The 23322-nt window shown below is 75.0% G+C and carries 19 protein-coding genes; 9 read left to right on the forward strand and 10 right to left on the reverse strand.

The genetic code is table 11. The features are described from left to right. Positions 1–42 precede the first annotated feature (42 nt). Positions 43–474 (reverse strand): hypothetical protein, encoded by a 432-nt coding sequence (locus FYW95_RS03350; RefSeq protein ID WP_159941504.1) that lies wholly within the window; start codon positions 472–474, stop codon positions 43–45. After that, on the reverse strand, positions 467–829 hold the full coding sequence (locus tag FYW95_RS03355; RefSeq protein WP_159941505.1) for a cyclin family protein: 363 nt from the start codon (positions 827–829) through the stop codon (positions 467–469). The genes FYW95_RS03350 and FYW95_RS03355 overlap by 8 nt, the downstream gene beginning before the upstream one ends. A 271-nt stretch (positions 830–1100) precedes the next feature. Here FYW95_RS03355 and FYW95_RS03360 point away from each other — a divergent pair, with 271 nt between their 5' ends. Then, positions 1101–1928, forward strand: coding sequence for a DUF4352 domain-containing protein (locus tag FYW95_RS03360; RefSeq protein ID WP_159941506.1), 828 nt, complete (start codon positions 1101–1103; stop codon positions 1926–1928). Between the two features lie 282 nt (positions 1929–2210). Here the strand turns inward: FYW95_RS03360 and FYW95_RS28585 are convergent, their stop codons facing one another. Together FYW95_RS28585 and FYW95_RS03365 are read right to left on the reverse strand one after the other, a co-directional pair. After that, the gene (locus tag FYW95_RS28585) at positions 2211–2345 is read right to left on the reverse strand and encodes a hypothetical protein (RefSeq protein WP_255459337.1); all 135 of its coding nucleotides are present in this window, start codon (positions 2343–2345) and stop codon (positions 2211–2213) included. Continuing rightward, the gene (locus FYW95_RS03365; RefSeq protein ID WP_236567658.1) at positions 2342–3031 is read right to left on the reverse strand and encodes a peptidoglycan recognition protein family protein; all 690 of its coding nucleotides are present in this window, start codon (positions 3029–3031) and stop codon (positions 2342–2344) included. The genes FYW95_RS28585 and FYW95_RS03365 overlap by 4 nt, the downstream gene beginning before the upstream one ends. A 194-nt stretch (positions 3032–3225) precedes the next feature. On the opposite strand from FYW95_RS03365, the gene FYW95_RS03370 reads away from it, so the two are divergent. After that, the gene (locus tag FYW95_RS03370; protein ID WP_159941507.1) at positions 3226–4719 is read left to right on the forward strand and encodes an NAD(P)H-hydrate dehydratase; all 1494 of its coding nucleotides are present in this window, start codon (positions 3226–3228) and stop codon (positions 4717–4719) included. Positions 4720–4779: 60 nt separating this feature from the next. Here the strand turns inward: FYW95_RS03370 and FYW95_RS03375 are convergent, their stop codons facing one another. Then, complete coding sequence (locus FYW95_RS03375) at positions 4780–5268, reverse strand: NUDIX hydrolase (protein ID WP_159941508.1); 489 nt, start codon at positions 5266–5268, stop codon at positions 4780–4782. Next, positions 5265–5930 (reverse strand): TetR/AcrR family transcriptional regulator, encoded by a 666-nt coding sequence (locus FYW95_RS03380; protein WP_159941509.1) that lies wholly within the window; start codon positions 5928–5930, stop codon positions 5265–5267. The genes FYW95_RS03375 and FYW95_RS03380 overlap by 4 nt, the downstream gene beginning before the upstream one ends. A gap of 93 nt (positions 5931–6023) precedes the next feature. Here FYW95_RS03380 and FYW95_RS03385 point away from each other — a divergent pair, with 93 nt between their 5' ends. The 3 genes from FYW95_RS03385 (at position 6024) to FYW95_RS03395 (ending at position 10694) form a co-directional block, all read left to right on the forward strand. Further along, positions 6024–6986 (forward strand): hypothetical protein, encoded by a 963-nt coding sequence (locus FYW95_RS03385; protein ID WP_159941510.1) that lies wholly within the window; start codon positions 6024–6026, stop codon positions 6984–6986. After that, positions 6986–8281 carry a methyltransferase family protein gene (locus tag FYW95_RS03390; RefSeq protein ID WP_159941511.1) on the forward strand — a complete coding sequence of 432 codons (1296 nt, stop codon included), beginning with the start codon at positions 6986–6988 and terminating at the stop codon, positions 8279–8281. The genes FYW95_RS03385 and FYW95_RS03390 overlap by 1 nt, the downstream gene beginning before the upstream one ends. Positions 8282–8516: 235 nt before the next feature. Beyond that, on the forward strand, positions 8517–10694 hold the full coding sequence (locus tag FYW95_RS03395) for a PrsW family glutamic-type intramembrane protease (RefSeq protein ID WP_159941512.1): 2178 nt from the start codon (positions 8517–8519) through the stop codon (positions 10692–10694). A gap of 52 nt (positions 10695–10746) precedes the next feature. Here the strand turns inward: FYW95_RS03395 and FYW95_RS03400 are convergent, their stop codons facing one another. Continuing rightward, on the reverse strand, positions 10747–13158 hold the full coding sequence (locus FYW95_RS03400) for a molybdopterin-dependent oxidoreductase (RefSeq protein WP_159941513.1): 2412 nt from the start codon (positions 13156–13158) through the stop codon (positions 10747–10749). A gap of 155 nt (positions 13159–13313) precedes the next feature. On the opposite strand from FYW95_RS03400, the gene FYW95_RS03405 reads away from it, so the two are divergent. The 3 genes from FYW95_RS03405 to FYW95_RS03415 all read left to right on the forward strand — a co-directional run bounded on the left by FYW95_RS03405 (position 13314) and on the right by FYW95_RS03415 (position 16631). Then, entirely contained in the window at positions 13314–14264 is a 951-nt protein-coding gene (locus FYW95_RS03405; RefSeq protein WP_159941514.1) for an HpcH/HpaI aldolase/citrate lyase family protein, read from the forward strand. An 83-nt stretch (positions 14265–14347) separates the two neighbouring features. After that, positions 14348–15049, forward strand: coding sequence for a response regulator transcription factor (locus tag FYW95_RS03410; RefSeq protein ID WP_159941515.1), 702 nt, complete (start codon positions 14348–14350; stop codon positions 15047–15049). A gap of 85 nt (positions 15050–15134) precedes the next feature. After that, on the forward strand, positions 15135–16631 hold the full coding sequence (locus tag FYW95_RS03415; protein ID WP_159941561.1) for a sensor histidine kinase: 1497 nt from the start codon (positions 15135–15137) through the stop codon (positions 16629–16631). Between the two features lie 75 nt (positions 16632–16706). On the opposite strand, the gene FYW95_RS03420 is transcribed toward FYW95_RS03415, so the two are convergent. Together FYW95_RS03420 and FYW95_RS03425 are read right to left on the reverse strand one after the other, a co-directional pair. Then, complete coding sequence (locus tag FYW95_RS03420) at positions 16707–18017, reverse strand: glycosyltransferase (protein ID WP_159941516.1); 1311 nt, start codon at positions 18015–18017, stop codon at positions 16707–16709. A 290-nt stretch (positions 18018–18307) separates the two neighbouring features. Continuing rightward, the gene (locus FYW95_RS03425; RefSeq protein WP_159941517.1) at positions 18308–19987 is read right to left on the reverse strand and encodes a S1C family serine protease; all 1680 of its coding nucleotides are present in this window, start codon (positions 19985–19987) and stop codon (positions 18308–18310) included. A 259-nt stretch (positions 19988–20246) separates the two neighbouring features. Here FYW95_RS03425 and FYW95_RS03430 point away from each other — a divergent pair, with 259 nt between their 5' ends. After that, positions 20247–20852, forward strand: a complete 606-nt coding sequence (locus tag FYW95_RS03430) for a response regulator transcription factor (RefSeq protein ID WP_159941518.1) — start codon at positions 20247–20249, stop codon at positions 20850–20852. A gap of 42 nt (positions 20853–20894) precedes the next feature. Here the strand turns inward: FYW95_RS03430 and FYW95_RS03435 are convergent, their stop codons facing one another. Then, the gene (locus FYW95_RS03435; protein WP_159941562.1) at positions 20895–23072 is read right to left on the reverse strand and encodes a SpoIIE family protein phosphatase; all 2178 of its coding nucleotides are present in this window, start codon (positions 23070–23072) and stop codon (positions 20895–20897) included. Positions 23073–23322 lie beyond the last annotated feature (250 nt).

Raw genomic sequence — 23322 nt, forward strand, 5'->3', positions numbered from 1 at the left:
GGCGCCAGCCTAGCGCCGCGCCGCCGTCCGCGCCGTGACGCCTCAGCCCTCTCCCGCCTGGTCCAGGCGGTGCACGCGCCGGATCCACCACAGCCCCAGGGCCGGGAGCACCAGCGGGATGAAGAGGTACCCGCTGCCGAAGTTCGACCACACCGTGTCGTCGGGGAAGACCTCCGGCAGGAACACGCTGGTCGTGCCGACCGCCAGCACCCCGGCCATCTCGATGCCGCACGCCACGAAGGCCACCGTGCGGGAGGTGCGCCCGGCCCGCGCCAGGCCGAACGCCGCCACCAGGTAGATCACCCCGGCGAGCAGGGACAGGGCGTACGCCAGCGGGGCCTCGTCGAACCTCGTGGCCAGCTGGTAGCCGCCCCGGGCGGTGGCGGCGAGCGCGAACACCCCGTAGACGGCCACCAGGAGCCGGCCGGGGCCGGTCCGCAGGGTCCTGGCGGTGGGCGGGGAGGTCTCAGACAACGGGGTTCCAGAGCTGTTCGAGCCGGACGAGCAGGACGGGCAGGATCAGGCACGCGAAGGCGATCACGGCCGGCCCCCACCTGCTGCGCTCCATGAAGCCCCACACGGCGCACGCGGGCGGCAGCAGGGCCACGGTGGCCAGGTAGGAGACGAACATGGCCGTCTCCGCGGGGCGCTCGCCGCCGACCATGGCGGCGACGGAGACCCCCACCTGCCCCAGGACGAGGAGCCACAGCAAGCCCATGCCGACCAGGTGGGGGACCACCATCGGCTGGTCGCGCAGGGTCGAGACGAGGAACCACCCGGCCATCGCCAGCGACACCATCTGAATCGTCATGGTCAGCCAGTCGACCACGCCGCCTCCCCGCGCACCGTCCCTCCGCCCATGTCAGCGGTGTGTACGACACAGCGTAGTACGTTAGGGCCACCGGACGGCACCGGCCCCGTTCCGGGACCGCGCCCACCAGGGAGGAGAGGGTTCCGGGCGCCCCTTAGCGGAGGCTCACCCGACGCGAACCCGCCCACGTCGGATATGGTCCTCGCAGCCGCGCGTGTTCCAGCCGGTGCACACCCCAAGGCCCGCGGCGCGTCCCACAACCATCGTGTACGAGAACCGGAGCACACGCGTGTCCAACCCCCAGTACCCCTCCGGCCCCCAGCAACCGCCCTACGGCGGCCAGCCCCCCTACGGCGACCCCACCGGCGGCCAGCCCTCCTACGGCGACCCGACCGGAGGCCAGTCCCCGTACGGCGCGCCCCCCGGCGGCCAGCCCCCCTACGGCGACCCGACGGGCGGTCAGCCCCCCTACGGGAACCCGCCCGGCGGTCAGCCGCCCTACGGCATGCCCCCCGGCCCGCCCGGAGGCGAGTTCCCCTACGGCCCGCCCCCCGGCGGCCAGCCGCCGAAGCAGGGCATGTCCACCGGGGCCAAGGTCGGCATCGGGGTCGGCGCCGGATGCCTCGGCATCATCGTGATCCTGGTCATCGTCATCGTGTTCGCGATCTTCGCCTCCGGAGGCGAAGACACCCCGTCCTCCGCCCCGAACCCCTCCGTCACGCAGGAGGAGGAGCCCGCCGAGGACACCGCCCCCGCCGAGGAGGAGCCCGCCGCCGACGGGCGGGGCGTCAGCATCACCGCGACCCCCGCCGGGACCGCGGGTGACGTCATCGACGACACCGTCTACACGGTCCTGGACGTGGAGATCGTCAACAACGGCGACCAGGACCTCGACATCAACCCGCTCTACTTCTCGACGGTGCTCGACGACGGCACCGAGCGCAGCGACTGGGCCGAGGCGCTCTTCGCCGACATCGAGCCGTTCGAGGTCGGCACCCTCCCGCCCGGCTCCAGCGTCTCCGGACAGATCGCCGTCGAGGGGGAGGTCACCATCGTCGAGGTGCGGTACGACCCGACCTTCGGCATGGAGGAGCCGATCACCACGACCGTGCAGTAGTCCGCGCACGCGCGACCCCGCCCGCGGCCGGTCCGCGGGCGGGGTTTCCCGTCCGCACGGGACTTCCCCCGGCGCACGCTCCGCCTTCTACGGCAGAACGGAGATCTTTCCGGTCCGCTTGGATAGGGTCTTCGCGCGCGTACCCCCGGCTCAGTACGCGGTGTCCTTCGCGGCTCCCGCTCCGCCGCCCCCGTGCGCCGGGGAGAACCCGGCTACGGGCCCCACCCGGACCGCGACGGCGTCGGACGCGAGCAGCCGACAACGCCCCGCCGGGCCGGTACCTCAGGTGGCCGCCGGATCCGCCTCCTCCACGTCCTCAACGGCGGTGAGGACCTCCGCGTCCCCCGAGGCCAGGGCCGACTCCAGCATGCGCTTGGTGACGGCGGCCTCCACCTGGTCGACCGCGTGCGCGGTCATCTCGTCGCCGTACCCGGGCAGGGCCCGGCTGCCGACGTAGGCCCGGCACAGCCGCACGGCCTCGGCCGTGGCCGGTCCGTACCTGGAGTCGATCCCGCCCCTGCCCAGGGCGTCGCCGAAGCCCGCCCGGTGATCCTGAGCTGGAGCAGCTTGACCGCCGCCCCCCTGCTGCCGATGCGCAGCCCGAGCATGCCGGGTACCTCCGTGTTCTGGCCGGGGCCGGGTGGCTGTTCGAACGCGCCGGATCTGACGAGGGCGTAGGCCCGGTCGCCGGGGCACGAGGTGGAGACGAAGTCGCGGTGCCCGAGCACCCGTCCGGCGACCGAGGTGCCCGGCTCCATCAGCCAGCGGCGGAGTTCGCGGACGGCGTTGACCTGCTCGGGGGTGACCGGGTCGGTGGGACCGGTGGCCAGAGTGACCGAGTAGTGGGAGGAGTTGCCTCCGGGCTGCGCGGCCTGTACTCGGTACAAGCCCCGACCTTCTATGACGTATCCATGCGGACAGGCCATAAAGGAATACCCGATGTCGGCCCAGCCCCGGGCCGGGCCGGTGTGGAACGCGCGGGTGCGCCGCCAGTAGGCGAGGCAGGCCGCGTGGTCCCTGGCCGCCAGGCCCTGGTCGGAACCGCCGTAGTGGACGACCAGTCCCGAGCGGGGGGCGGCCCTGGCCGCGGGCGAGGCCCCCACCCGAGCCCGGACCGCGACACGTACTTGCTCGGTCGTGGCATATCACCATTGTGTCAAGCGGACACTCCGAAGAGTAGTGGAGTTATGGCTCCCGGTGATATTTCTCTGGTCCCGGGCCCCCGTGTGGCGCAGGCCCCCCGTCCGGCCCGGACTGGGGCACCATGGTGGCCGACCCACCCCCGGGAGGTAGTCCAGTGCTCTCCGCACACACCGTCAGCGTCGTCCGCGAGGCCGAGCACGCGCTCATGGCGCGGCTCCCCGACGGAACCCTCATGCGCCGGGCCGCCGCCGGGCTCGGCGCCGAGTGCGCCCGGATGCTGCCGCGCGTGTACGGCGCGCGGATCGTCCTCCTGGTCGGCGGCGGCGACAACGGCGGCGACGCCCTGTACGCGGGCGCCGGCCTGGCGGCCCGGGGTGCGGCCGTGCTCGCGCTGCTCGCCGGACGCGGCGCCCACGAGGGCGGGGCCGAGGCCCTGCGTGCCGCGGGCGGCCGGATCCGCCCGTTCGGCGGTACCGGGGCGGACGAGACCGACGTCTTCGGGGCCGACCTCATCGTCGACGGGCTCCTCGGCATCGGCGGCCGGGGAGGGCTGCGCGAACCGCACGCCGCACTGGCGCTGCTCGCCGTGAACGCACCGGCGCCCGTGGTCGCCGTCGACCTGCCCAGCGGCGTGGACGCCGACACCGGGGAGGTCCGCGGGCACGCGGTCCGCGCCGACGCCACCGTCACCTTCGGCACCCCCAAGCCGGGGTTGTTCGTGGACCCGGGCGCCGAACGCGCGGGCCGGGTCCGCGTCGTGGACATCGGGCTGGGACCGGAACTGCCCGGGCCCGACCTGGTCCGCCCCGAAGCCGGGGACATCGCCTCCCTCCTGCCGGTCCCCGGAGCCGAGACCGACAAGTACCGGCGGGGCGTGCTGGAGGTCCGGGCGGGCTCGGACCGCTACCGCGGCGCCGCCGTCCTGTGCGTGGGCGGAGCACTGCGCACCGGGGTCGGGATGGTCCGCTACGGGGGCGGACCGGCCGTCGTCGACCAGGTGCTCTCCCGCTGGCCGGAGGTGGTCGCCAGCCACCTCGAACCGCAGCACAGCACCGACCTGGCACCGGGCCGGGCCTCCGCCGTGGTCGTCGGCTCGGGACGCGGTACGCACCCGGCCAACACGGAGGAGCTGCGCGCGGTCCTGGACAGCGAGCTTCCCGTGCTCGTCGACGCCGACGGGCTCACCCTGCTCACCGGTGAGGGGGGCCGGCCGCTGGTCGAGCTGCTGCGGACCCGGTCCGCGCACACGGTGCTGACCCCGCACGCGGGCGAAATGGCCCGGCTGCTGGGGGTCGACCGGGGCGAGGTCGAGGCGCGCCGCCGGGAGCACGCCCTGCGCGCCCGCGACCGCTTCGGCTGCACGGTCCTGCTCAAGGGGTCGACCACGCTGATCGCGCACCCCGGGGCGCCCCTGGTCGTCAACCCGACGGGTACGCCGCTGCTCGCCACGGCCGGTTCCGGTGACGTGCTCTCCGGTGCGATCGGCGCCCTCCTGGCGGCCGGACTGCCCGCCGGGGAGGCCGCGATGTGCGGCGCCTACGTCCACGGGCGGGCCGCCTCACTGGCCCGTGACGGCGCCCCGATCAGCGCGTCCGACCTGTTGGACGCGCTGCCGCGTGCGGTCGCGGAGGTCTCCCGGGCCCGCTGAGGCGCCGCCGGGGCGCCCCGTGGCTCGCCCCCGCCTTCCAGACGATCGCCCGAACGGGGCTCAGCCCGCGCGGGCCGCGTCGATGCCGCGCTGCACGATGTCGGTGATGAAGTAGTCCCCCGGGTCGCGCTCGTCGCGCAGCCGGTGCACCAGGGAGTCGTCCACCCACAGGAACTCGGTGTGCTTGTCCGGTTCCAGGCGGGGTGCCTCCAGGTCGCCCTCGACCCGGACCAGGTAGTCCACCTCGTGCCGGGTGACGCCGTCGCCGGGGTCCCAGTCCAGGCGGAACAGCTCGGCCAGCACGGCGGTCAGCCGCCAGCCGGTCTCCTCCTCGATCTCGCGCGCCAGGCCCTGGAGCATGCTCTCGCCCGGCTCGACGTGCCCGCCCACGATGTCCCAGCAGTGCGGGAAGACCCTGCGCGTGGGCGACCGGCGCTGCGCGAAGACCCTGCCCCGGCCGTCGGCGATGACCGCGCCCGCCACGTGGGTCCGCCCGTCGGAGGTGTCCGGGAACTCGATCCCCGGAGCCACCGTGATACCGCCGCTCATGCGCCCTCCTCCTCGTCCGGGGGCCAGCCTACGTCCCGGCCCCGGCGGGGGAGGCGCAGGGTGAGCAGCCTGGCGCGGGGCGCCAGCCGGGCGGCCAGGTCGAAGACCGCCTCGGTGCGCGAGTGGTCCTCGTCCAGCACCGAGAACAGGTTCACGCCCAGGTAGAACGTGATCGCCCCGTAGGCCACCTCGCGGGCGGGCAGCAGCCTGGCCAGGGCGGATCCGCCCAGCACCCGGTTCCACTCCCGCTCGATGAAGGCGATCCACGGCTCGGAGCGGTCCCGGATCTCCCGGCGCAGCTCCGGTTTGGTGACGGCCGCGGCCACGAGCTCGGAGAACTCGGTGATGTAGCCCCGCTCCAGGTCGGTGCGGTAGATCCGCACGGCCGCCTCCACCAGCTCCTCCAGGGTGTCCGCCCGCGCGGCGACCTCCTGGTACATGGCCATGCGCTCCGCGCTGGAGCGGTCCAGCGCCGCGAGCAGCAGTGGGTCCACACCCCCGAAGTGGTAGAAGACCAGCGCCGAGTTGGCCTCCGCGCGCGTGGCGATGGCCCGTGCCGAGGCGCCGGCGTACCCCTCCTCGCGCAGGACCTCGCTGGCGGCGGCCAGCAGCCGCTCCTTCGTCTCCTCGCCCGTGCGCCGTCCTCCGCTGTTCCTCGCCACGCGGCCCTCCTTGCTCTCGGGACGGTGTTCAGCATACGGTTTAATCACTTGATTAAACCGATTGCTTTAATCATCTGGCGAAGGAGCTCCCCCGTGACCCCACCCCCGCCCTCCGAGCCGGACGGGCCGCCGCGGCCCTCCCGGGAGCGCTGGCTGCTCGCCGGCGTGGTCCTGGCCGCCTTCGTCGCCCTCCTGGCCCTGCGCGTCCAGCACTGGGGCCGGTTGGACCAGACCGCCCTGTTCTACGTCGGGCTCCCCGCGACGATCGCGCTGTTCGTGGTGCTCACCGTGCGGGCCCGGACCGTCGTCGGCGTCGCCCTGGCCGCCACCACCGTCTGCCTCACCCTGGCCGGACCGCTGCTGGGCGAGGGACTCGTCTGCCTGCTCATCGCCGCGCCGCTCATCTACGGGGTCGTCGCCCTGGTCGGCTGGGTCGCCGGGCTGATCCTGCGCGGTGGACGCTCCCAGCACGCCCTGTTCGCGGTGCCGCTGCTCTTCGCGCTCGCCCTGGAGGGCGTCGCCGGGGTCTCGCTGCTGCCCCGGGCCGACCGGGGGGAGGGATCGGTCCTGGTGGCCGCCGACCCCGCGAGCGTCGCCGCGGCCCTGGCCGCGCCGCCCGCCTACGGCGAGCCCGAGGCGCTCTTCCTGCGCGCCGTCCCCTTCCCACGCCCGGTCGAGGCCTCCGGGGAGGGCCTGGAGGCGGGCGACACCCGGTCGGTCCGCTTCACCCCGCGCCGGGTCCTGCGGCCCGGGGCCGAGCCCACTCCGCGCCACATGGAACTGAGGGTCGCGGAGAGCCGGGTCGGCGCGGACGGCGGCCGGGTGGTGTTCGACGTGGTCGAGGACACCGCCTTCGCCAACTGGATGGACATGCGCCGCGCCGAGGCGGTGTGGCGGGCAGAGGGCGGCGGCACCCGGCTGACCTGGACCATCGACTACGAGCGCACCTACGAGCCGTCCTGGTACTTCGGGCCGGTCCAGTCCTACGCGACGGACCTGGCCGCCGGGTACCTCGGCGCGGCCTTCGCCGCCGCCGCGTCGGGGGAGGGGAGCTGATGGACCCGGAACCCTCCGCCGCGCTGGTCCGCGGCGTCGGACTGTTCCTCCCCCTGCTGCTCACGGCCGTGCTGTGCCTGTGGCGCGCCCCCCGACAGCGCGAGGTCGCGGCGATGGTCGTGGCCGGGGTCTGGGCCCTGCTCACCCTCGTCCCGCTCAACCTGTACGCCCTGCACGCGGGCTGGTGGTCCTTCCACGCGCGGGGGGCCGTGTGGCTCGGCATCCCCGTCGACCTGCTGCTCGCCTGGGCGCTGCTGTGGGGCTCCCTGCCCGCCCTGCTGCTGCGGCTGCTCCCCGTCCCGCTGCTCACCGGGCTGCTCGTGTGGATCGACGTCATCGCCATGCCGCTCGCCGAACCCGTCGTGGTGCTGGGACCCCTGTGGCTGCTGGGGGAGTTCGCGGGTTCGGTGCTGTGCCTGATCCCCGCGCTGATGCTGGCCTACTGGACGCGCACCGGCCAGCTCGTCCACGCCCGGATGTGGGCGCAGGCGGGGCTCGCCTTCGTGCTCATGGCGGTGCTGCCGGTGGTCGTCCTCGGCGCCCGACCCCTCTCCGACGCGGCGGCCTTCGGCGCGGCCCAGGCCCTGGCCCTGGTGTGCCTGCCGGGCCTGGCGGCGGCCCGCGAGTTCGCCCGGGTGGGCGGCGGCACCCCGCTGCCCTTCGACCCGCCCTCCGCGCTGGTGACCAGCGGCCCCTACGCCTATGTGCGCAATCCGATGCAGACCACCATCGTCGCGCTCTACCTGGTGCTGGCCCCGGCGACGGGGAACCCGTGGTTCCTCGCCGGAACCGGGGTCGCGTTCGGCTACGGCGCCGGGTTCGCCGCCTGGCACGAGGGCGGACAGCTGCGCCGGGCCTTCGGCCCCGCCTGGGAGGACTACCGCTCGGGCGTGCGCGCGTGGCTGCCGCGCTGGCGGCCCTGGCCGGACCGCCCGCGCGCCCGGCTGTACGTGGCCGCCGACTGCGCCATGTGCCGGGGGCTGGGCGGGTGGCTCGCCGCCCGCTCCCCGGTGGCGCTGGAGCTGCGCCCCGCCGCCGAGCACTCGGAGGTGCTGTACCGCCTGACCTACCAGATGGCGGACGGGCCGCGCTGGAGCGGGGTGTCCGCCTTGGCCCGCGCGCTCGAACACCTCCACCTCGGCTGGGCGCTCACCGGCTGGGCGCTCGACCTGCCGGGGGTACGGCACTTCGCCCAGCTGTGCGCCGACGCCTTCGGCGCCGGTCCCCGCCCCTCCCGGACGGGGCAGGAGGACGCGACGCCGGCCCGCCCCCGTGCCGAGCAGGTGGGACGGTGACCGAACCCCACGGTCCGCCCGCGCCGGGGCGGCGTTCCCCGTGGACCGGCAGGCAGTCGGGGCGGAGACGGGACCGCGTGTTCCCGCGGGTCGGCCCTGCCCGGCGGTCGGACCGCCGCGGGACCGCGCCCTCCTCGGCGCGGACCGCCCACCGTTATGCTCGGTCGGGGCCCGGCCGCGCCGGAGGCGGCGCGGGGCCCCACGTGTTCGCCCCCCGTCAGGCACGAGGAAACCGATGGAAGAACAGGCCATGCTCGCGCGGGACCTCGTGCTGCGCGTCTGTGCCGGAGCGACCGAGCTCGACCCCCACTGGATCCGGAGCGGCGGCAAGGTCACCACCCCCTTCCTCGTGCCGCGCGACCGCAACCTCATCCGCGCGATCGTCGCCGCGGGCCGCGCCATGGGCGTGGACCGGCTCCTGGTGTGCCGGACCCGGCCCGAGTTCTCCTACGACCCCGTCACCGAGGTCCCCCTCGACACCGACACCCTCATCGACCTCATCCGCGGCTGGGGACCCACGCCCACCGACTTCCTCGTCTGTGTCGAGGACTTCTCCGCCGCGGTACTGGTCACCGCGGACGAACTCACCGTCGCCGCCGGACCCGCCGACTTCGTCCGCGAACTCGTCGGAGCCGACATCCCCCAGGCCCGGGCGCACTTCGGCGCGCGCGCCCGCGCCGAGGGCGGCCCCGTCCTCACCCGCGCCGCCCAGCTCTACCACTGCGCCGAGACCGGCGCCCGCCACGCCCGGGGCTCCCGCGGCCCCGGCCCCGACCTGGCCGAACGCCTGGTCCGGAGCGTCGACCGCGCCCGGCGGAACTCGCCGCGCGCCGTCCGCTCCCTGCGCGCCCTGCGCGGCGCCTGGGGGTGGCTCATGGTGGTGGCCCTGCTCCTCGCGCCCCTGGCCGCACCCGAACTGGGCGCCGCCCTCCCCGCGCTGGCCGCCGCGTTCGCGCTGCTGCTGCAGCTCGGTCTGCTGGCGCGCTCGCGCACCGTCTCCTTCGCCGCCCTGCTCCGGGTGGCCGCGTTCGGGGCGCTGCTGCTGTGGCCCCTGGCCCTGGCCGAGGCCGCCGTGGCCCGGCTGCTCGGCGCCGACCCCTACGGCGTGCTCGCCTACACCTACGTCGCCGTGCCCCTGGAGGAGCTGGGCAAGCTGCTCCCGCTGCTGCTCCTGCCCCTGGCGGCGCGCAGGCGGCTGCGCCGCCTGGCCGCGGTCGACTTCCTGCTGCTGGCCGCCGCCTCCGGAGCCGGGTTCCAACTGGCGGAGCGCCTGTTCACCCAGGTGGCCCTGGGCGCCCCCGACCTCTCCGCCGACGGGGGGCTGTTCCTGCCCGGCGGCAGCACCGTGACCGACCCGGCGGGCGAGGTGCTGGCGGTCTTCTCCGGGCACGCCGTCACCACCGGCCTGGTCGGCGCCGCCCTCGGACTGGCCGTCGTGGGCCGCCGCCACGGGGCCTGGCTGTGGCTGCTGCCCCCCGTCGCGCTGACCCTGGCGGTGCTGGACCACCTCAACCTCAACGCGCGGCTGGCCAACGCCGCGCTCCACCCCGCGTCGGAGTTCGTGCACGGCCTCCTCGGCGGCGGGGCGCTCACCCCCTGGCTGCTGGTGCTGCTCCTGGTGTGCGCGGTCGCCCTGGACTACCGGCTGATCGCGACCGCCGCCGAGTCCACGCCCCCGCTGCCCGGTCAGCCGCCGCTGGCGGGCCTGCGCCGCCGGGCCCGGGGCCGTTCCGTGGCCACGCGCGTCCGCGTGCCCGCCGACATCGCGCCGATGTTCCGCCGCACGGCGCTGTCCTGGGCGGAACTGCCGGTCATCCTGGCCACCGCCCTGTCCACGGTCGCGCACGAACTGGCCGCCGCCACCATCGCCGCGCGGCGCGGCCCAGGGGTGCTCTGCGACACCTGGCGGTTCCTGCGCTGGCGCCGCGCCAACGCGATGGGCGAGGCCCGCTCCGCCGGACGGCCCTGGCGCCACCACCCCTCGCAGGTGGAACTGTCCGGGCAGGCGCGCGAACTGGCCCGGCGCCTGGGACTGGCGGCCACCGGCGGGGTCACCGCGGCGGTGGGCCTGCTGGCCTGCGCCACCGCGTACGCCGTCCTCGGCGCACCGGCCGCGGACGGGACCCCCGCCTACGCCTACCTGGCGCTGGACCGGATCCAGGGCTGGCTGGCCGGGCTCTCCCCGGGGGACACGGTCTGGGCCGCCGTGGTCACGACCGCGGTGCTCACACTGCTGACGGCGGGCAACGGCGTGCCGCACGCCCACCCGCGGATGCGCGAGTTCCTGCGCGAGCCCACCGCCAACACCGGCGCGATCCTGGGCATGCTCGCCCCCGGCCAGGTGGGGTACGCCGTCCTGGGCCTGGCGGGGCTGGCCCTGCCCCGGCGCGTGGACCGGCTCCTGGTCCGCTGATCCGCTCAGAACCCGTAGGCGTCCCTGCGGTGACGAATCGAGTGGATCCCGATCACCTCCTCGTCCGGACGGACCTTGCGGACGATCCGGCCTGACCACGGTGGAGACCAGCCCGGCTTCCGTCGGTGTCCTGTACAGGGGTGACGCCCCTGGGCGGCTCGAAGGCGCGCACCGGCGGCACCTCGCCGGTGAACCGCTCCACCCGCACCCGCGTCAGCTGGCCGGTGCAACCCTGGCTCAACGCGGACGTGCCCACGTCCTCCGTGAGCGCGTTCGGGTTGCCGTGAGCGCATCCCACCCCGTCGGCGGAGGGGTCGTACCAGGCCCCCGTCGACAGCTGCACCACGCCCGGCCGGAGCGCCTCGCTCACCACCACACCGGCCAGGCACGAGCCCCGGGCGCTCACCACCCGGACCACGTCCCCGTCGGCCGCGCCGCACGCCCGCGCGTCGTCCGGGTGCATCCGCACCGGCGCGCGCCCGGCGACCTTCTGCGCCATGCTGTGCGCGCCCATGTCCTGCTGGCTGTGCAGCCGCCCGCTCGGCTGGTTGGCGAGCAGCACCAGGGGGAAGTCCTCCGACCCGGCGCCGGCCACCGCCGGACCGGGCAGCCACACCGGGTGCCCGGGGCAGTCCTCGTATCCGAAGGAGGCGATCGTCTCCGAGAACAGCTCGATCCGCCCGCTGGGGGTGCGCAGCGCGTTGGCCGCCGGGTCGGCGCGGAACTCGGACAGCAGCGCCGCGTCCTCCACCCGGCCGGGCATCTCCGCCCGGCCCCGCTCCCAGAACTCCTCGAACCCGGGCACCTCCAGGCCCCGCCGCGCCACCAGCGACCGCCACCGCTCGTAGGACACCCGCATCCAGTCCCGGCTGGTCCGGCCCTCGGTGAACTCCTCGCGCACTCCCAGGCGTTCGGCCAGGTCGGCGTAGGTGTCGTACTCGTCGCGGGCCTGCCCGTGCGGGGGCACCGCGCGCCGCATCGCCCGCACGCTCAGGTCGCCCTGGCTCGCGGCGACGTCCTCGCGCTCCAGCACCGTCGTGGCCGGGATGACGATGTCGGCGTGGCGCGCGGTCGCGGTCCAGTGCGTCTCGTGCACCACCACCGTCTCCGGGCGCCCGAAGGCCCGGGTCAGCCGGGCCAGGTCCTGGTGGTGGTGGAAGGGGTTGCCGCCCGCCCAGTAGACCAGCCGCACGTCCGGGTAGCGGCGCTCCTCGCCGTCGTAGTCGTAGCGCCCGCCCGGGTCCAGCAGCATGTCGGCCACCCGCGCCACCGGGATGAACGAGTCCACCGGGTTGCCGCCCTGCGGCATCCTCGGCAGGCCCAGCGGGGTCGCACCGCCGCCGTAGTTGCCCATCGACCCGTAGCCGGAGGCGAAGCCCCCGCCCGGCAGCCCCACCTGTCCCAGACAGCACGCCAGGGCCAGGCCCGCCCACAGCGGCTGCTCGCCGTAGCGCGCCCGCTGCACCGACCACCCCACGTTGACCAGGGTGCGCCGTCCGGCCATCCGCCGGGCCAGCGACCGCAGCCGGTCGGCGGCCACCCCGCTGATCCGCTCGGCCCACTCCGGGGAGCGCTCCGTACCGCCCGGGCGGCCCCGCTCGTCGCGCTCGCCCAGCACGTACGCGCGCAGCGCGTCCGCGCCCACCGTGTACCGGTCCAGGAAGTCGGTGTCGGCCAGGCCCTCGGTGAACAGCACGTGCATCAGCGCCAGCAGCACGGCGGTGTCGGTCCCCGGGGCGAGGGAGACCCACTCGGCCTTCACGTCCTCGGAGGCGTCGTCCGCCAGCGGCGACACCGACACGAACTCCACCCCGGCGTCGGCGGCCCCGCGCATCGCCGGGCCCGCGGTCTGCGCGGCCCGGCCGCCCGAGGAGGTCCACGTGTTGGACACGCGCAGCCCGCCGAAGGAGACCAGGAGCTCGGTGTGCTCGCGGATCCGGGTCCACGCCGGGGCCCGGTGCAGCAGGCGGTTCGCCGCCGGGGTGCCCAGGATCCGGGGGAACAGCACCTCCACCGCGCCGTGGCTGTAGGTGGTGCGCGAGCTCGTGTACCCGCCGATCGTGTTGAGGAACCGGTGCAGCTGGCTCTGCGCGTGGTGGATCCGGCCCGCGCTGCCCCACCCGTAGGAGCCGCCGTAGATCGCCGCGTTCCCGTGCGTTCGGCGCACCCGGTCCAGCTCCCCGGCGAGCAGGTCCAGCGCGGTGGACCACTCGACCTCGACGTACTCGTCGTCCGGATGGCCCCGGAGCGGGTCAGGGCCCGGGCCGCGGTCCAGCCACCGGCGCCGCACCGCCGGGCGCGCCACGCGCGAGGCGTGGTGCTGGGCGGCCGGGGTGTTGGCGATCACCGGGGAGGGCGCCGGGTCGTCGGCGTCCGGGCGGGTCCCGACCACGCGGCCGTCTTCGACGAGCACCTCGTAGCTGCCCCAGTGGGCGCTGGTCGGGTACGACGACGTCGCGGGCATGCTGGTTCCCTCCGTGGTCCTTCGTCCCTTTTGGGGTCGGACCTCACTCTACGCACCGCCGGGTGCGATGATGGGCCGCGCGGCGCGGGAGCGGAGCCGGGTGATCCCGGCCGTCCCCGCACCGCCCAGGTGGCCGAACGGAGGAGGAGACAGCGGTGACGGGCGAACTCAGGTCGCGTCGGTCGGTACTCGCGGTCCCGGGGTCCAACCCCCGGTTCGTCGACAAGGCACGGGGGCTGGACGTGGACGCCTTCTTCCTCGACCTGGAGGACGCGGTCGCGCCCCTGGAGAAGGAGGCCGCCCGCGACACCGTGGTGCGCGCCCTCAACGACGGCGGCTGGGGCGGCAGGGTCCGCAGCGTGCGGGTGAACGACGTCACCACCGCGTGGGCCTACCGCGACGTCATCACGGTGGTCGAGGGGGCCGGAGCCGAACTCGACGCGCTGGTGCTGCCCAAGGTCACCGGCGCCCGCGACGTCCAGTGGCTGGACACCCTGCTGACCCAGATCGAGCGCGCCGTCGGGCTGGAGGTCGGCCGGATCGGCATCGAGGCCCAGATCGAGGACGCCCGCGGCCTGGTCGCCGTCGACGCGATCGCCGGCGCCTCGCCCCGCCTGGAGTCCCTGGTCTACGGCCCCGCCGACTTCATGGCCTCCCTCAACATGAAAAGCCTGGTCGTCGGGGAGCAGCCGCCCGGCTACGACACCGGAGACGCCTACCACTACGTGCTCATGCGCATCCTCACCGCCGCGCGCGCCAACGGCCTCCAGGCCATCGACGGCCCCCACCTGCAGATCCGAGACGTGGACGCCTTCCGCCGCTCCGCCGCCCGCACTGCCGCCCTCGGCTTCGACGGCAAGTGGGTCCTGCACCCGCTCCAGGTGGAGGCGGCCAACGAGGTCTACGCGCCCACCCAGGAGGACTACGACCACGCCGAGCTCATCCTGGACGCCTACGAGCGCGCCACCACCGTCGACCGCCGGGGCGCCGTCATGCTCGGCGACGAGATGCTCGACGAGGCCTCCCGCAAGATGGCGCTCGTGGTCGCGGGCAAGGGCCGCGCCGCCGGACTCCGCAGGACCCGCTTCCTCGACTCCGGGGCCTGACCCGCCGCTGACCGGCCCGGATCTGACACGCGCCCCACCCGTCTCTTACCGCGCTCTCACCCTGATGCGCCACCATAAGCGCCATGGAAGCCACCGCCACGGTTCTGGTCGCCGACGACGACCGAGCGATCAGGGACTCACTGGAACGCGCACTCCAGCTGGAGGGCTACGAGGTGCGGACGGTACCGGACGGGGTCCAGGCCCTGGCCGCCGTGCACGCCCAGCCCGTCGACCTGCTCATCCTCGACGTGATGATGCCGGGTGTGGACGGGCTCGGCGTGGCCCGGGTCCTGCGGGCCGAGAAGGACCGCACGCCCATCCTCATGCTCACCGCGCGCGTGGAGACCCCGGACCGGGTGGCGGGGCTCGACGCCGGAGCCGACGACTACCTCGCCAAGCCCTTCGAGCTGGAGGAGCTCCTGGCCCGGCTGCGCGCCCTGCTGCGCCGCGCCGCGCCCGCCGACGGCGAGGCCGCGGAGGAGGGTCCGCTGCGGGTCGGCGAACTGCGGCTGGACCCGCGCGCCCGCCGGGTCTGGCGCGGCGAACACGAGGTCGAGCTGTCCAAGACGGAGTTCGACCTCCTCGAACTCCTGGTCCGCAACGCCGGGATCGTCCTGGACCACTCCACCATCTACGACCGCATCTGGGGCTACGACTTCGGCCCCGAGTCCAAGAACCTCGCCGTCTACATCAGCTACCTGCGCCGCAAGCTGGAGCGGGGCGGCGGAGCGCCGCTCATCCAGACCGTGCGCGGAGTCGGCTACACCCTGCGGCCCCAGGACTGAGCCCGTGCGCCCCGACCACCACCCCGCCACCGGCGGCGACCGCGCCACCGTCCACGCGCACCCCACCGCCCCCTGGTGGCGGCGCGTGCCGCCCCCGAGCGACTGGCGGCCGGGCGTGCTGCTGCGCCCGGGCGGCTGGCGGCTGGGCACCCGCTTCGCGGTGATCTTCGCCCTGGTCGCCGCCCTGGTCATCGCCCTGGTCGGCACTCTGGCCTACAGCACCGCCGCCGCGCTCATCCGGGCCGACGCCGAGAGCGAGTTCGACAAGACCGTCCGCGAGCTGTCCGACGAACTCGTCAGCCTCCACGAGCGGGACGGCACCGCCTTCCACAGACAGGGCCCGTTCCTGTCCGGCCCCAACCTCCAGCTGCAGTTCCTCGGCCCCGACGGCAGCAGGACGGTCACCGTGACCGACCCCTCCGAGGTCGTCTTCTTCGGCCCCTCGGACACCGACCTGGAGATCGCGGCGAAGGCGGAGCCCGGGGTCGTCGACACACGCGAGCAGACCATCGAGGGCCAGGGGTACCGGGTGGCCACGGTCTCCGTCGGCGGCGGCGGAGGAGCCCTCCAGCTCATCCAGGGGCTGTCCCCCACCGAGCTGATGCTCGACCGGCTCGCCACCCAGATCCTGTGGGCGGGCCTGTTCATCGCCCTGTGCGCGGCCGCCGCGGGCTGGCTGCTGGGCCACCGGACCACCGGCCGCCTGGTGCGCCTCACCGACGCCGCGGAGTACGTCAGCTCCACCGGCCGACTCGACCCGGTCGACGCCGGACGCGGCGGCGGGGACCGGGAGGAGGACCCCGGAAACGACGAGGTGGGCCGCCTGAGCAGCGCCTTCAACGCCATGCTCGCCCGCCTGGCCCGCTCCCAGGACGAACAGCGCCGCCTCGTCCAGGACGCCGCGCACGAGCTGCGCACGCCGCTGACGAGCCTGTACACCAACGTCCAGGTGCTCGGCCAGGCGGACCGGCTCAGCCCGCGGGCCCGCGAGAGCCTCATCGAGGACCTGCGCGGGGAGACCCGCGAGCTCACCGCACTCGTCAACGAACTGGTCGGCCTGGCCACCGGAGACCACGAGGACGAGCCGAGCGGCGCCGTCTCCCTCGCCGAGGTCGCCGAGAGGGTGGCCCGGCGCACCCGCCGCCGCACCGGCCGCGACATCGTCGTGGACGCCGACGACAGCGTGGTCTGGGGCCGCCCCGGCTCCCTGGAACGCGCGATCGCCAACCCCGTTGAGAACTCGGCCAAGTTCGACCCCGAGGGCACCGCGCCGATCGAGATCCGGGTGCGCCGGGGGACCGTGGAGGTCCTGGACCGGGGGCCCGGGATCGACCCGGCCGAGCTCGACCACGTCTTCGAGCGCTTCTACCGGTCCGCCTCCGCCCGCGGACTGCCCGGCTCCGGCCTCGGGTTGTCCATGGTCAGGGACATCGCGCACGCCCACGGCGGCGACGTCTTCGCCCGAAACCGGGAGGGCGGCGGCGCCGCCATCGGGTTCCGCCTGCCCGTGTTCACCCCGCCGGCCGGGGAGTCCGGGACCGCGGACGACGAGTCCGGAGGCGGGGTCCCCGGAACGGGTTGAACCCCCGGGGCCGGCCGGGCGCCCGCTCCGGGAACGGTCCCCGCCGGGGCGGTCGCCGCATCCGGGAAGGGGGCCTCACACCCGGGCGGAGGCGCCCATCAGGCCCCCGGCCGCCCCGAACGGCCCGGACGGGACGGCGCCCGCGCGCACGCCGGACACCTCCCGGTAGATCCGCTCGAACCGCTCCAGGGAGTCCTGCAACCGGTGCCGGGAGGCCATACCCCGGCTGTACACGCCCATCCGCAGCCGCAGGTCCTCGTCGGCGAGCACCGAGTCCAGGCGCGCGGCCAGCTCCTCCGGGCGCCCGGGCGTGTACAGGTACCCGTTGCGCCCCTCCTCCACCAGGTGCGGCAGCGCCATCGCGTTCGCCGCCACCACCGGCAGGCCGCTCGCCATCGCCTCCAGGGTCGCGATGCTCTGGAGCTCGGCGGTACCGGCGATGGCCCACACGTCCGCGCACCGGTACACGTCCGGCAGGTCGGCGTGGGCGACGAAGCCCAGGAACACCACTCGGTCGGCCACGCCCTCGGCCCGGGCCAGCTCCTCCAGGCGCGCGCGGTGCGAGCCCCGCCCCACCAGCACCAGCTGCGCCCCGTCCGTCCGGGCCAGCGCGCGCACGATCTCGTCCACGCGCTTCTCCTCGTCCAACCGGCCCACGAACAGCACCGTCGGCCGGTCCGGAACGCCCAGCCGGGCACGCAGCCGCGCCCGGCCCGCCGCCGCCTCCAGCGGACTGAACCGGGCCAGGTCGATCCCGCACGAGACCGGTTCGACCGGGCGGGCGAAGCCCTGCTCGCGCAGCAGGCGTGCCGCGGCCGGGGTCGGCGTGGTCACGTGCTCGGTCCGGGACAGCACCGCGCCCAGGTCCCACCAGGCCAGCCGGGCCGCGTGTGGGCGCAGCGGCCCGGGCACGTGCACGTAGTCGAACAGGTTCTCCGGCATGAAGTGGTTGGTGGCGATCACCGGGACGCCGCGGGCGCGTGCGGCCGAGGCCAGCATGCGCCCGACCAGGAAGTGGTTCTGGATGTGCACGGCGTCCGGTCGCAGGCGCTCCAGGAGCCGGTCCAGGTGGCCGCGCACGCCCAGCGGGAGCGCGAGCCGCACGCTGTCGTGGACCAGCGAGGACACCGAGCGGAGCCGGTGCTCGACCACGCCGTCCCGCTCCGCCGTGTACGGCCCGCCCGTGGGGGAGGGGCACACCACGTGCACGCGCGCGCCGCGCTCGGCCAGCCCGCGGGCCAGGCGCGCGGTGAAGTAGGCGGCTCCGTTCACGTCGGGCGGGTAGGTGTCGGTGCCGATCAGCACCCGTGTGCGGGGCCGGGCACCGGGGACCGGCTCGGGAGGGGGAGCCAGTGCGGGGGAGGGGGGAGCGAAGGAGGTGGACATGGACGGGTTCTCCTGGGCTGTCGGGGCGCCGCGTACGCCCGAGTGTGGACTGCCCGCGTTGACCGCCGCCGACCTTGCGGTGACCGCCGGGCGACCGCTGAGGTAGCACCGGGGACGGGGGGAGGCGGGCGGTGTCACCCGGCGTTCACCCCGGGTGCCGGTGTTCACCCGGACCGGGGCGCGGCCCGCTCCGGCCCCGGGCTCCCGCGCGGCGAGGGGGCGGCCCCGGGCCGAAGCCCGGGACCGCCCCCGGAGCCGCCGTCGCGGCCGGACCCGCCGACGAGGCGGGCTCAGTCGCCCCCGTCCTCGTTCTGGGCCGAGGTGGCGCTCTGCTCGCCGAGGGTCACCGTCACCTCCTCGGGGGAGCCGCTGCCGCCCGGCAGCACCCCCAGGGCCACCTCCTCGCCGGGCTGGCGGACGCGGATCTGGGCGATCAGCTCGTCCGGGGTGGAGACCTGCTCGCCGTCCACGGACACCACCACGTCACCGGGGCTGATCCCGGCCTCGTCCGCCGCACCGCCCCTGGTCACGTCCACGATCTCCGCGCCCCCCACCCGCGAGTTGGTGATGGTGGCCTCGATCGCCGGGTAGCTCGCGCTGCCGTCCTCGATCAGCTGCTCCGCGATCGGGCTCACCTGGTTGATCGGGATGGCGAAGCCCAGGCCCACCGAACCGCTCTCCTGTGAGATGCTCGCGATCGCGGTGTTGATCCCGATCACCTCGCCGTTCATGTTCACCAGCGGACCGCCCGAGTTGCCCGGGTTGATCGCCGCGTCCGTCTGGATCGCGTTGATCACCGTGGAGGTCTGCCCGTTGCCGCTCTCGGTCGCCCCCGTGTTCACGGGCCGGTTCAGCGCGCTGACCACGCCCGTGGTCACCGTGCCGCTCAGCCCCAGCGGGGAGCCGATCGCGACCACGTTCGCGCCGACGCCGACCTGGTCGGAGTCGCCGAGCGTGGCCGGGACGAGGTCGCCCCGCCCCTCGGCCTTGATCACCGCGATGTCGGAGACCGGGTCCGAGCCCAGGATCTCGGCGCGCGCGGAGGTCCCGTCGTTGAACAGCACCTCCAGGGCGCCGCCCTGGGCCGCGCCCACCACGTGGGCGTTGGTCAGGATCTGGCCGTCGGAGGAGATGATGACGCCGCTGCCGCTGCCGCTGCCGGTCTCGATGGACACCACGCTGGGCAGGACCGTCTCGGCGACGTCGCCGACGGCGCCCTGGGTGGCAGTGCCGCCCGTCTGCCCGTCGAGTGAGCTGATGGGCCCGCTCAGCCCGTTGGGGAACAGGTAGGCGGTGCCCAGGGCCGTCGCCGGGCCCACGATCAGGCTCGTGATCAGGGCGGTCACCGCGGCCAGGGTCACGACCTTGCCGGAGCCGCGCCCGCGCTCCCGTGCGGGGGGCGGGCCTCCGTAGGGATGACCGCCGAACGGGGGCTGGCCGCCCGTGTCCCCCGGTCCTCCCGGACCACCGGGCCCGCCGTATCCGCCCGCCCCGAAGGCCCCGCCGCCCCCGTAGTGCGGCTGGCCCGGGTAGGCGCCACCGGAACCGCCCGGGGCGCCCGGCCCGTGCGGACCGCCCTGCCCCGGGGGGACGTGGCCGCCCTGGTGGGCGGCGAACTGCTCGTGCTGACCGCTGACCGGGGCGCCGTAACCGGCCCCGGGCGGCGGGAAGGTGTAGGAGGCGCGCTCGGGGTCGTTGGGCCCGGTGGCCCAGCGCGGCGGGTTCTGCGCGGGCGCGAAGCCGGGGCCGGGGCCGGTGCCCGCGGACTCCGGCTCGGCCGCTCCGCCCGGATGGTCGCCGTAAGCGGCCCCGCCTCCGTCCGCGGCCCCCTCGGCGGCGGAGGAGTCCGCCCCGGTGGTGCTGGGCGTGCCCGCCGAACGGTCGGCGGGCTCGGCGGGACGGTGTCCGGGATACCCGTTCCCGGCCGCGGTACCGGGCTCGGTACCTGCACTCGGTTCGTTGGCGTTCAACGCGTCCTCCGGCTGACGGGGCGATGTTCTCAGTGACGTGGTCCATCATGCGCCGCATGGGTTAGAACAGGGTGAGAGCCCGATATACCAGGGTTTCGAGTCCCCTCGGCCCCGGGACGTCCGGCTCCGGGGCCGAACCCCCCGTGCGAAGCCTGGGCCCGTCCTCCCGGCTCGAACCGCCGTCTGCGCGCTATACGGCACAATGTCCGGAAACGATACCGTGTCGACGCCAAAGCGAGACACTGGAGAAGAGCCGACCTTGATCAAGATCGTGCTGGCCGACGACGAACACCTCGTCAGGGGGGCCCTCGCCGCCCTCCTCGGCCTGGAGGAGGACCTGGAGGTCGTGGCCGAGGTCGGCCGCGGGGACGAGGTGGTCGACGCGGTCCTGCGGCACGGCGCCGCCATCGCCGTCCTGGACATCGAGATGCCCGGCGGCACCGGGCTGGAGGTCGCGGCCCGGCTGCGCGAGAGCGCCCCCGACTGCGGTGTCCTCATCCTCACCAGCTTCGGCCGCCCCGGCTACCTGCGCCGGGCGCTGGCCTCGGGCGCGCGCGGCTTCCTCGCCAAGGACGCCCCGGTCGAGCAGCTCGCCGGGGCCGTCCGCCGCGTCCACCGGGGCGGGCGCTACATCGACACCGACCTGGCCGCCGCGGCCATGACCGGCGGGGAGAGCCCGCTCACCGACCGGGAGACCGAGGTGCTGCGCGCCGCCTCCGACGGCGCCACCGTCGCCCGCATCGCCGCGGCCCTCCACCTGACCCAGGGCACCGTGCGCAACTACCTCTCCAACGCCATCAGCAAGACCGGCGCCGACAACCGCATGTCCGCCATCCGCACCGCCCAGGACATGGGCTGGCTCTGAACCGTGCCCTCCCCGGGCGGCCGCCCCGCCCGGACCATCGGGTCAGAGGAAGCGCAGCACCAGCATCGCGGTGTCGTCGCTGCGCCCGCCCGGGGCGTACTCCTCCAGCTCCCGGTCGATCCGGCTGATCACCGCCTGGGCGGTCAGTCCGGCGCACCCGGAGAAGATCCGCTCCAGACCCTCGTCGCCGAGCATGTCGCTGTTGTTGCGCCGCTCGGTCACGCCGTCGGTCACCGCCAGGACCACCTCGCCCGGCCGGATGTCCACGTTCTCGGTCGTGAACCCCACGTCCTCGAACGCGCCCAGCAGCGGCTGCGAGGTGCCGAACGAGGTCACCTCGCCCTTCTGGTTGAGCCGCATCGGCAGCGGGTGCCCGGCGGAGACCATCCGCAGCCGCATCCCGCCCTCGCCGTCGGTGGCCGGGGTCATCTCCCCGTACAGCATCGTCAGGAACCGGGTCGAGGTGTTCTCGTCCAGGATCGCCATGTTCAGCCGCTGCATGATGTGCGAGGGCGTGAAGCCCTCCTTGGCCAGCGCCCGAAGCGTGTGCCGGGCCAGCCCGGTCACGGCCGCCGCCTCCGGGCCCGTGCCGCACACGTCCCCGATCGCGAAGCACCAGCGCCCGCTCGCCGCGAACACGTCGTAGAAGTCCCCGCCGACCACGTTGCGCTCGTCGGCCGGACGGTAGAACACCGCGTGGTCCACCCGTGGGATCACCGGCTCCTTCTCCTTGGCGGGAAGGAGGCTGCGCTGCAGAGCCTCGCTCATCGCCAGCTGCTTCTCGTGCAGCCGGGCGTTCTCCATCGCCGACGCCACCCGGCGGCTGAGGTCGTCGGCGACGTCCACCTCCTCGCGGGTGAAGTCGTCCGTCTCGTTCTTGCCGATCGTCATCCGCCCCAGCGCGCGCCCGTGCGCCACCAGGGGGATGCTGATCGCCGGGCCGCTCGCCAGCTCGCGGATCAGCTGCTCGTCCAGCCCCTCCTTGGCCAGCTCGGCCGGGGACCACAGCGGCTGCGGCTGGCGCTGCTCGCGCGGCGGCAGGCCGGTCAGCAGCGCCCGCAGGATGTCGTTGTAGTTCTCGTCGCTGTGCACCACGTGCGTCAGCTGGGAGGCGCCCATCTCGTTGACGGTCTCGACCGCGCACCAGCGCCCCAGCCGGGAGGTGATCAGCTGCGCGGCCAGCGCACCCGTCATCCGCTCGTCCAGGGTGCCCGCCAGCAGGTCGCTCGCCTCCGCCAGGAAGCTCAGCGAGGCCCGCCTGCTCAGCTCCACCTCCGCCAGGCGGGCGCGCTCCACCGGCAGCGCGATCAGGTCCGCGCCCTCCTGGAGCCGCTTGGCCGCCGAGGGGCCGAAGTGCCGGGCCCGCCGGGAGGCCACCCCCAGCAGGCCGGTCACCCGACCGTCCACGATCAGCGGGGCCGTCACCAGCGAGCGCATCCCCGCGCGGGAGAGCCTGCCCCGGCCCGTGCGGGCCAGCATCAGGTCGTCGTTGATCACCGCGCCCGGCTCCGGCGCCGCCGAGGGGAAGATCTCCTCGGTGCGCACCCGCAGGGAACGCCACTGCGCGCCGCCCGAGGTCAGGCCGACCGCGGCGCGCACCTCCCACATGGTCTCGTCGGGGGTGGCCAGGGTGATGTAGGCGGCGTCCCCGCCCAGCGCCGTGGCGGCGTACTCCACGGTGCGCTCCAGCAGCTGCGGAAGCCGCAGGCGCGCGCTCAGCGCGGCGTCCAGCGGCGCCCACGGAGAGGGGCGGCCGGGGCGCCTGGACCGCGAGGCGTTCCTGCGGGCCGGGGGAGACTCCAACGACGGCCGCTGCCCGGAGGCGTCCTCGATCCGGAACCACACGGCCTTGTCCTCGCGCCCGTAGCTGACGCCCCAGCTCGACGCGATCGCCGACGCCAGGGCCAGGCCCAGGCCGCCGCCGCGCCCGTTCTCCCGGGCCGCGGAGGCCTCCACCGACAGCGGTCCGGCCTGCGGCACCGCCCGCTCGGGCGCGGAGTCGGTCACCATGACCTCGGTGGACCCCTCGCCCCGGCGCACGGCCACCTCCAGGGCCGACCTCGCGTGGATGACGGCGTTGGTCACCAGTTCGCTCACCAGCAGGATCACGTCGTCGAGGGGAGCGGACACACCCCACGACAGAAGGGTGTCGTGAACGAACTCGCGGGCCGCCGCCGCGGTCTCCGGGGCGGGAGGGAACTCTTGTCGAGCGACCTTCAACGCGTCTTGTGCTGGCAAGCCGTCGGTGTCCTTCGTCACTGGGTGCGTGCGCGGGAAGCGGTGGTCAGTGCCACGATACGCGTGCTGTCGAGGTCGGCGCCGCCCGAAGCGGCGTTCGGGCGGCCGGGAGCCGGACGGCCGCGCGACCGGTCCACGGCGGCCCCGGGAGCACCACGGCGCCACCCGGCACCCGCGGGGGCGCCGTACCCGGGCGACCACCGTCTGTGCGACCGTGGGGAACATCGCCAAC

Source organism: Nocardiopsis sp. FR4 (assembly GCF_009830945.1).
In the GTDB taxonomy this organism is placed as follows: domain Bacteria; phylum Actinomycetota; class Actinomycetes; order Streptosporangiales; family Streptosporangiaceae; genus Nocardiopsis.